Here is an 8435-nt window from a genome sequence, read left to right on the forward strand (position 1 = left end):
GCCTCCATGAGCGCCGGCCGGGGCCCCTGCCCTGCGGTCCGCGTCCTGCGGTCCGCCCGGTCGGCGCGGGGGCTCGGCCGGTGCGGGTCGGTCGGCGCGGGGGCCGGCCGGTGCGCGGCAGCAGGCGTGGTCAGCCCTGGCGGATCGCCGAGACGTCGAACTCGAGCACGACCTTGTCGCCGACCAGCACGCCGCCGCCCTCCAGCGGGGCGTTCCAGGTGATGCCGTAGTCCTTGCGGCTGATCGTGGTGGAGCCCTCGAAGCCGAGCCGCAGGTTGCCGTAGGGGTCGCGGGCGCTGCCGTCGAACTCCACGTCCAGGCTGACGGGCCGGGTGACGTCCTTGATCGTCAGGTTGCCGGTCAGGCGGTAGCGGTCCCCGTCGAGTGCCTCGATGCCGGTGGAGGCGAAGACGATCTCGGGGAAGTTCGGCGCGTCCAGGAAGTCGTTGGTGCGCAGGTGGCCGTCACGCTGCTCGTTGCCGGTGTCGATGCTGCCGGTCTTGATCGTCACGGTGGCAGTCGACTTGGCCGGGTCCGACCCGTCCAGGTGCGCGCTGCCCTCGAACTCCTTGAAATGGCCGCGGACCTTGGTGACCATCGCGTGCCGGGCCACGAACCCGATCCTGGTGTGGGCCGGGTCCAGCTGGTAGTCACCGGTCAGCTCGGTGAGCGGGGTGCTGCTCATGCGTCCTCCAGAGACGTCCGAATCATGGTGGGGCCGGAGTGCGGGCGGGGCGATCGCGGGGGCGGCCCGGCCCTGGTGTCCACCGTGACACGGCGGCGGGCGCGTCGGGGGCTGCGACCCGCGGGACCCGGGGCACCGCTGGTCACGCCTCGCCGGTGCTCAGGCCGCGCCGGTGCTCACGTGAGTGGTCATGCCTCGCCGGGCTCCGGCTCCACGGGCGGGGGACCGCCGGGCTGCGGCTCCCGGGGCTCGGGTCCTCCTGGCTCCGGCTGCCCGGGCTCGGGGCCGGGGACCGGTGGCCAGGGAGCGGGCGGTGCCGGGGCCGGCGGCCGGGGCTCCGGCGCGTACGGGGGAGCGGCGTCCGGATCCGAGGGGAAGGGGATGGACATGATCCTCACCTCGTCGGTCGCGTACCCGGTCGTGACCGCCTCAATCACCTCAGCCGCCTGGGCCCGCCTGGGGCGCCCGCGTTCCCTGGCCCTGGCCCCGGCCCCGGTCCGCCCGCGGTGCTTCGCGGGCGGACCACTAGAGTCCGTCCCGGCCGGTTGATCAAGGCCGGCCGGTCGGGCAAACGGGAGGGTGACCATGCTGGACGGTTTGACGGATTTCTGCACCGAGGTGCTGGCGGAACACGACTGCCCGTCGGTCTCGGTGGCGGTGGCCGAGCACGGTGAGCCGGTGCTGGCCGAGGCGTACGGCTGGGCGGACCTCGCGGCCCGGCGCCCGGCCACGCCGCAGACCGCGTATTCGCTCAACTCCATCACCAAGACGTTCACCGCGATCGGCTGCTGCCTGGCGGCGGACGCGGGTCTGCTCGACCTGGACACCCCGGTGCCCGGCCCGTACGCCCGGCCGTACGCCTGGGCCGCGCCGTGGCCGGACCCGACGCTGCGCCAGCTGCTCCAGCACCGCGGTGGCCTGGGCGGCTACTACAACTTCGAGTACGCGGACGGGCCGCTGATCGACCCGGCCGGCTATCTGACGCTGCTGCGCGAGCCCGGCAGCGGCTTCGAGTACTCCAACCTCGGCTACCTGCAGGTGGGACGCCTGCTGGAGTCGGTCACCGGGCAGGCGCTGCCCGACTTCCTGCGCGAGCGCCTCTTCGAGCCGCTCGGCCTGCCCGGTCTGCGGCTCGGCGTCGACTGCCCGGGGCCCAGGGCCGAGCGCTACACCGCGGACCGGCGCGCCTACCCCCTGTACCGCAGCGGCACGCCGGTCGCCTCGGCCGGCTGGGGGACGGCCGAGAACCTGGTGGTCCTCGCCCAGCGCTACCCGGAGCTGCTGCGGCCCGGGACGCTGGCCGCGATGCACGCGGGGCAGCCGGTCAACGAGCACGTCGCCTACGGGCTGGGCTGGAACCTCGCGCGCGGGGCCGGTCCGGTGATCCACAGCCACGGCGGCGGAGGTGCCGGGGTGGCGGCGATGCTGTTGGCGGTGCCCGAGCTCGGGCTCTCGGTGGCGGTGCTCTGCAACAGCACCGACAAGACCGCGCGGGACAAGGTGATCGACCATGTGATGGGCGAGCTGGTCCCGGGGTACCGGCCGGAGCTGATCGCGCCGATGACGCCCGAGCCGGTGCTGGCGATGGAACTGCCCGCGGGCCGGTGGGCGGGCACGGTCGCGGTGCCCGGCGGTGCGCTGCCGGTGGAGCTGGGGATCCTGGCGGACGGCCGGATCGAGGTCGGGCTGCCCGGCGCCGGCCGGGCGACGGTGCCCGCGGTGGCCTCGCGGAGCTGGGCGCTGCGGGCCGCCGTTCCGCTCCAGCTGCCCACGCCGGACGCGCGGTTGAACACCCCGGCGATGGTGCTCGAACTGCGGGCCGCGCAGGAGCGGTTGACCGGGGTGCTGCGCACGTACAAGGACGGCGACCGCGAGGGCTGGTACGGCAACTACCTGACCCACCCGGTGGAGCTGGTCGAGCACTCCTGAAACGGCCTGTGGCGAGAGGGGGTGACGATGCATCAGATAAGATCGGCGCGGGAGGGCGACGCTGCCGAACTCGGACGGGTTCAGCTCGCGGCCTGGTTGGCGGCCTGTCCCAAGCCGGCGGCCGGCGAACGCGAGCTGTGGAAGGGCCGGTTGCCCAACGTGCGGATGCGTCGCGCCGCTGATGGCGCAGTGCCCGCCGATGCTGGTGGCGGTGCGCTGTGACGGTCTAGCGTCAGGGCCCCCGACCAAAGGAAGTGGGCCGCCATGGAGTTGACCGCCGACCCCACCCCGCTGGAGCTCTACCGCGCCTGGAACGATCGCCTGCTGGCCGGTGACATCAAGGGTGCCGCCGAACTGATCGACGCCGAGCACTGGTTGGAGAAGTGTCTCGGACTGACCGAGTGGCTCACCGACTTCGAGGTCGCCGTGGGCCACTACGTCAGGAACATGGTCACGCCCTGGGCCGACCTGTCGATGACGGAGGAGGAGCTGGTGGAGGGCGCCGACGCCGTCACGGTGCGCTTCCGGGTGGAGGCCACCCATGTCGGCGAGTTCCTCGGCCTCCCCGCGACCGGGCGCCGGGTCGCCTTCCAGGTCATCCGGATCGTGCGGGTGGCCGGCGGCCGGGTGACCGGGCAGTGGGCCCAGTTGGACCTGTGGGGCATCCACCAGTAGCTCACGCAGTAGCGTAAGGGAAGGGACCGGACGGAAGGCGGGGTGGCGCGGGTGCGCAGGTACGGGCGAGCGGTGGCGGGGGTGGCCGCCGTGCTGGCGTTGGGGTTCATGGTCCACGGCGTGCGCGGCGGTGACCACGGCAGCGCCGGCGCGGGCCCGGCCGCCGGCTCGCCCGCCCCGGGATCCTCCACCGCGCCGGGCGGCAGCGCAGCGGGCGCGGGCACCGCCGTCCCCGTGCCCAGCGCCTCCAGCTACGACCCCGCCCAGTACGCCGCCCAGGTCAAGGCCCGGGCCGGGCAGGCCGGGATCGATCCGCAGCTGCTGATGGCGATCCTCTACAACGAGTCCTACAAGCCGCACGACCCGGCCGCGGAACGCGCCTGGCAGGCGCTCAAGCCCGACGCCGCCTTCGGGATCGCCAACATGCACCGGGCCGCCTTCGACGACACCAAGGCCGGCCGGGACTTCGCCGGCCGGCAGTGGGAGCAGCTGCCCGACGACCCGGACCTCGCGATCGAGGCGGCGGCCTGGTTCCTGCACGACCTGGGCACCCAGCTGCCCGCGCACCCGGCCACCTCGCTCGACCGGGACGAGCTGCTGGCGCTGGGCTACAACGCCGGGGCCGGCAACATGCTGGCCTTCGCCCGCGGCACCTCGCCCGGCCCGGCGGCCCGCACCTACCTGGACCAGCTGCACGCCAACTGGGACAAGGCGGCGGCGGCCCTCAAGCAGTAGCCGGCCCGGCGGCCCGGTGCGGTGGCCGAACCGCTGAGGCCTCCTCACCCCGGCCCCGGCGGGCCCCGGCGGTGGAACCTGACCTGCCATCATCGGAGGGATGCCGCTCCTCGTTCGGCGCAGCCCGGCTCGTGCCGTCGGTGCCCTGTTCGCAGACTCGGTCACGGGGGAGACCGGGACCACGAGAGGCATCCGATGAAGATCGTTCTGCGCCGGGCGGCCGTTGCCACCACCATCCTCGGTCTGGCCGTCGGCGCGAGCGCCTGCGGCAGCGCCAAGAAGTCCACCAGCAGCGCGGGTGCGAGCAGCTCGACGGCCGCGCTGAAGATCGGGCTGCTGCTGCCGGAGTCCAAGACGACCCGCTACGAGCAGTTCGACAAGCCGCTGATCGAGGCCCGGATCAAGCAGCTGGCCCCGAACGCGACGGTCGACTACTACAACGCCAACCAGGACGCCACGGTCCAGCAGACCCAGGTGGACACCGCCCTCACCAAGGGCGACCAGGTGCTGATCCTGGACGCGGTGGACGCCAAGGCGATCCAGTCCTCGGTGCAGAAGGCCCACGACGCGGGGGTCAAGGTGGTCGCCTACGACCGGCTGGCGCAGGGGCCGGTCGATGCCTACGTCTCCTTCGACAACACCAAGGTGGGCCAGCTCCAGGGGCAGGCGCTGGTCGCCGCGGTGGGCGGCAAGTCGGGCAGCGGCGAGATCATCATGATCAACGGCTCGCCCACCGACCCGAACGCCGCGCAGTTCAAGGCCGGTGCGCACAGCGCGATCGACGGCAAGCTGAAGATCGGCAAGGAGTACGACACGCCGAACTGGGACCCGAACAACGCCAACCAGGAGGCCGCCGCCGCGATCACCGCGCTGGGCGCGCAGAACGTGGTCGGCGTCTACTCCGCCAACGACGGCATGGCCGCGGGTATCGCCACCGCGCTCAAGGCCGCCAACCTGAGCGTGCCGCTGACCGGTCAGGACGCCCAGTTGGACGCGGTGCAGCGGATCCTGGCCGGCACCCAGACGATGTCGATCTACAAGCCCTACAAGCCGGAGGCGGACACCGCCGGCACCATGGCGGTCGACCTCGCCACCGGCACCGCGATCGCCGCCTCGGTGGCCCCGACCACCGCGACCAGCGGCAGCGGCACCAAGGTGAAGTCCGAGCTGATCACCCCGACCGTGCTGACCAAGGACAACATCAAGACCACCGTGGTGGCCGACGGCCTCTACACGGTGCCGCAGATCTGCACCCCCGACTTCGCCGCCGACTGCACCGCGGCCGGGCTGCAGTAGCCGCGCACGCGGGTGTGGCGACCCGGCGGCTCCCTGGTGGGCCGCTCGGGGCAAGGGCGGCGGGCCGGGTGGCAGAGGGCGGAAGGGAGCGGCTGCGATGGCAGGCGAAGGTCGACCGGTGCTGGCCCTGCGCGGGGTCTCCAAGCGGTTCGGTGCGGTGCAGGCACTGACCGACATCGAGCTGGAGGTACGCACGGGGGAAGTGCTCGCGCTGGTCGGTGACAACGGCGCGGGCAAGTCGACCCTGGTCAAGGCGATCGCCGGGGTCAACCAGCCGGACGAGGGCGTGATCGAGTGGCAGGGCCGCCCGGTCTCCGTCCACCGGCCGCAGGACGCCCAGCACCTGGGGATCGCCACCGTCTACCAGGACCTCGCGCTCTGCGACAACCTGGACGTGGTCGGCAACCTCTTCCTCGGGCGCGAGCTGAAGCGGTTCGGGGTGCTGGACGAGGTCGCGATGGAGCAGCGCTCGCGCGCGCTGCTGGACACCCTGTCGATCCGGATCCCCAGTGTCCGGATCCCGATCGCCTCGCTCTCCGGCGGTCAGCGCCAGGTGGTCGCGATCGCCCGCTCGCTGATCGGTTCGCCCAAGGTGGTCATCCTGGACGAGCCGACCGCGGCGCTCGGCGTCGAGCAGACCGCGCAGGTCCTGGACCTGGTCGAGCGGCTGCGCGAGCAGGGCCTCGGGGTGATCCTGATCAGTCACAACATGGCCGATGTGATGGCCGTCGCGGACCGCGTCGCGGTCCTGCGGCTGGGCCGCAACAACGGGGTCTTCGACCGGCGCTCGACCAGCCAGGAACAGATCATCTCGGCCATCACCGGCGCCACGGACAACGCCGTGACCCGCCGCCAGGCCCGCGGGACGGAGGGCACCCAGTGAGCGACGACCCCAGCACCCCGCCCGAGGGCGGGCGCTTCGAGGAGGGCCGTTTCGAGGAGGGCCGCCACGAGGAGCGGCGCCACCAGCTGCCCGAGGACGCGATGCCCACCGGCGGGGTCAACGCGCCGGTCCCGGTGGCCGCCGAGGCGATCCCGGCGGTGGACCCGCGGCTGATCGTCCGCCAGGAGGGCCTCAAGGGCTACCTCGGTGAGTTCCGCCGCCGGATCAGCAGCGGTGAACTCGGTTCGCTGCCGGTGGTGCTGGCGCTGGTCGTGATCTGGGCCGTGTTCGGCAGCCTGAACAGCAGCTTCCTGTCCGCGCAGAACCTCTCCAACCTCTCCCAGCAGATCGTCGGCACGGGGATGATCGCGATCGGCGTGGTCTTCGTGCTGCTGCTCGGCGAGATCGACCTGTCGGTCGGTTCGGTCAGCGGCCTGTGCGCGGCGATCTACGCGGTGCTGGAGGTCACCCACGGGGTGAACCAGTGGGTGGCGCTCATCGTGGCGCTCGCGGGCGGCGCGGTGGTCGGCTTCATCCAGGGCACCTTCTTCGCCCGGATCGGGGTGCCCGCCTTCGTGGTCACCCTGGCCGGCAACCTGGGCTGGAACGGGCTGATGCTCCAGGTGCTCGGCGCCAACGGCACGGTCAACCTCTCCGGCCGCGACGTCGTCTCGCGGCTCTACAGCACCATCTACGGGCAGCAGATCGCCGCCTACGGGCTGGCCACGGCCGGCGTGGTGCTCTTCCTGGCCGCCTCGCTGCTGGACTCCGCCCGGCGCCGCAAGGCCGGCGTGCCGTCCCGGCCGGTCGCCGAGATCGCGCTGCGCACCGTCGCGCTCGCCGTGGTCAGCTACCTCGCCGCCTACACCCTGAACCAGTACAAGGGCCTGCCGCTGGCGCTGCTGGTCTTCCTGGTCTTCATCGTGGCGCTGGACTTCGTGCTGCGCCGCACCGGTTACGGGCGCAAGGTCTTCGCGCTCGGCGGCAACATCGAGGGTGCCCGCCGGGCGGGCATCAACGTGGTCTGGACCCGGATCTCGGTCTTCACCATCTGCTCGACCATGGCGGCCGTCGGCGGCCTCTTCCTGGCCGCGCAGATCCAGTCCGCGAGCCAGACCTCGGGCGGCGGCAACCTGCTGATGAACGCGATCGCGGCGGCCGTCATCGGCGGCACCAGCCTCTTCGGCGGGCGCGGCACGACCTGGTCGGCGCTGCTGGGCGCGCTGGTGATCGGCTCGATCCAGTCGGGGATGAACATCGAGGGGCTGAGCAACGCCATCCAGTTCATGATCACCGGTGCCGTGCTGCTCGCCGCGGTGGTCATCGACTCGCTGGCCCGGCGCACCCAGAAGGCGGCGGGACGCGCCTGAGCGCCCGTCATGGTCCGGCTTTCGGACGGGTGGTAACCGTTCCGCTTCCGAAGGATCACGGATCGGTGTAACCAAACCTCGGTGTCGACGCGTTCTTAGGTGTGAGCGGCGCGAGAGCCGCCGGCCCGCCTCCTCGCGAGGCGGGCCCGCCCAGCGACGGAGTGTGAGACCTTGCCCCAGCAGGCCCCTTCCCGACCTGTCCGACGGCCCCGAGCCGGCGTACGGGCGGCGCGCTCGTGCGGTTCAGCTCCGGAACGCCTTTTTCCCGCAGTCCGGTTGTCGAGAGCGGGCCTGTCCGGGTGTGCTCCCGGAGTCGCCCGCGGCAGATTCTTTTCATGATCCTTCGCGCGTTGACAGCTCCGTCACCGAGCTCCTAGGTTGAAAGCGCCGCACGGCACCTGATGCAGCGTCACATACCGGACCGCTGCTGGGTCGTGGGCATGCCACGGGGGTGCGACAGGCCGGCGCCGTGCGCACCGCGCAGGCCGGCTCCGTCCGGCTCCACACACTCTTCCCGCCGCCGAACGCGCGGCTGAACACACGGCTGAACGCGCCCGCGCCGCCGTCCTCCCGACAGGGGCCGGCCGGTGCGCGCTGCTCCGTTCCCGCCTGCAGAGATCGAGAAGGTGAAGCATGGCCAATCCATTCGAGAACGACGACGCCCAGTACCAGGTCCTGGTCAACGACGAGGGGCAGCACTCGCTCTGGCCCGTGGCGATCGAGGTGCCGGCCGGCTGGACGGCGCGGTTCGGCCCGGCGGCGCGCGAGGCGTGCCTCGCCCATGTCGAGGAGCACTGGACCGACATGCGTCCGCTCAGCCTGGTCCGCGAGATGGACGCGTCGTCCTGACGGACGCGCGTCG

9 protein-coding genes are annotated in these 8435 nt (G+C 72.4%); 8 read left to right on the forward strand and 1 reads right to left on the reverse strand.

Translation table 11 applies throughout. The annotated features are described in order from the left end of the window. Positions 1-130: 130 nt before the first annotated feature. Complete coding sequence (locus OG294_RS33945; protein ID WP_327070385.1) at positions 131-685, reverse strand: YceI family protein; 555 nt, start codon at positions 683-685, stop codon at positions 131-133. 585 nt (positions 686-1270) lie between these two features. Here OG294_RS33945 and OG294_RS33950 point away from each other — a divergent pair. The 8 genes from OG294_RS33950 to OG294_RS33985 all read left to right on the forward strand — a co-directional run bounded on the left by OG294_RS33950 (position 1271) and on the right by OG294_RS33985 (position 8422). Beyond that, positions 1271-2614, forward strand: coding sequence for a serine hydrolase domain-containing protein (locus tag OG294_RS33950; RefSeq protein WP_327070386.1), 1344 nt, complete (start codon positions 1271-1273; stop codon positions 2612-2614). 21 nt (positions 2615-2635) lie between these two features. Continuing rightward, entirely contained in the window at positions 2636-2836 is a 201-nt protein-coding gene (locus OG294_RS33955; RefSeq protein ID WP_327070387.1) for a hypothetical protein, read from the forward strand. A gap of 42 nt (positions 2837-2878) precedes the next feature. After that, the gene (locus tag OG294_RS33960) at positions 2879-3289 is read left to right on the forward strand and encodes an ester cyclase (RefSeq protein WP_327070388.1); all 411 of its coding nucleotides are present in this window, start codon (positions 2879-2881) and stop codon (positions 3287-3289) included. Between the two features lie 108 nt (positions 3290-3397). Then, positions 3398-4024: a transglycosylase SLT domain-containing protein gene (locus OG294_RS33965; RefSeq protein WP_442789379.1), complete on the forward strand. Its 627-nt coding sequence runs from the start codon at positions 3398-3400 to the stop codon at positions 4022-4024. A 195-nt stretch (positions 4025-4219) separates the two neighbouring features. Further along, entirely contained in the window at positions 4220-5320 is a 1101-nt protein-coding gene (locus OG294_RS33970) for a sugar ABC transporter substrate-binding protein (protein ID WP_327070390.1), read from the forward strand. Between the two features lie 97 nt (positions 5321-5417). Continuing rightward, positions 5418-6203, forward strand: coding sequence for an ATP-binding cassette domain-containing protein (locus OG294_RS33975; RefSeq protein WP_327070391.1), 786 nt, complete (start codon positions 5418-5420; stop codon positions 6201-6203). A 101-nt stretch (positions 6204-6304) separates the two neighbouring features. Then, on the forward strand, positions 6305-7573 hold the full coding sequence (locus OG294_RS33980) for a sugar ABC transporter permease (RefSeq protein WP_327071773.1): 1269 nt from the start codon (positions 6305-6307) through the stop codon (positions 7571-7573). A gap of 633 nt (positions 7574-8206) precedes the next feature. Next, positions 8207-8422: an MbtH family protein gene (locus OG294_RS33985; RefSeq protein ID WP_327070392.1), complete on the forward strand. Its 216-nt coding sequence runs from the start codon at positions 8207-8209 to the stop codon at positions 8420-8422. Positions 8423-8435: the final 13 nt, after the last annotated feature.

The sequence above is a fragment of the Kitasatospora sp. NBC_01302 genome, from assembly GCF_035976515.1.
GTDB lineage: Bacteria > Actinomycetota > Actinomycetes > Streptomycetales > Streptomycetaceae > Kitasatospora.

Excerpts from the sequence above, each read along its gene's own strand:
- OG294_RS33985 (WP_327070392.1), top strand. The coding sequence starts at position 8,207 with ATGGCCAATCCATTCGAGAACGACGACGCCCAGTACCAGGTCCTGGTC.
- OG294_RS33965 (WP_442789379.1), top strand. The coding sequence starts at position 3,398 with ATGGTCCACGGCGTGCGCGGCGGTGACCACGGCAGCGCCGGCGCGGGC.
- OG294_RS33975 (WP_327070391.1), top strand. The coding sequence starts at position 5,418 with ATGGCAGGCGAAGGTCGACCGGTGCTGGCCCTGCGCGGGGTCTCCAAG.
- OG294_RS33945 (WP_327070385.1), bottom strand. The coding sequence starts at position 685 with ATGAGCAGCACCCCGCTCACCGAGCTGACCGGTGACTACCAGCTGGAC.
- OG294_RS33970 (WP_327070390.1), top strand. The coding sequence starts at position 4,220 with ATGAAGATCGTTCTGCGCCGGGCGGCCGTTGCCACCACCATCCTCGGT.
- OG294_RS33950 (WP_327070386.1), top strand. The coding sequence starts at position 1,271 with ATGCTGGACGGTTTGACGGATTTCTGCACCGAGGTGCTGGCGGAACAC.
- OG294_RS33960 (WP_327070388.1), top strand. The coding sequence starts at position 2,879 with ATGGAGTTGACCGCCGACCCCACCCCGCTGGAGCTCTACCGCGCCTGG.
- OG294_RS33980 (WP_327071773.1), top strand. The coding sequence starts at position 6,305 with ATGCCCACCGGCGGGGTCAACGCGCCGGTCCCGGTGGCCGCCGAGGCG.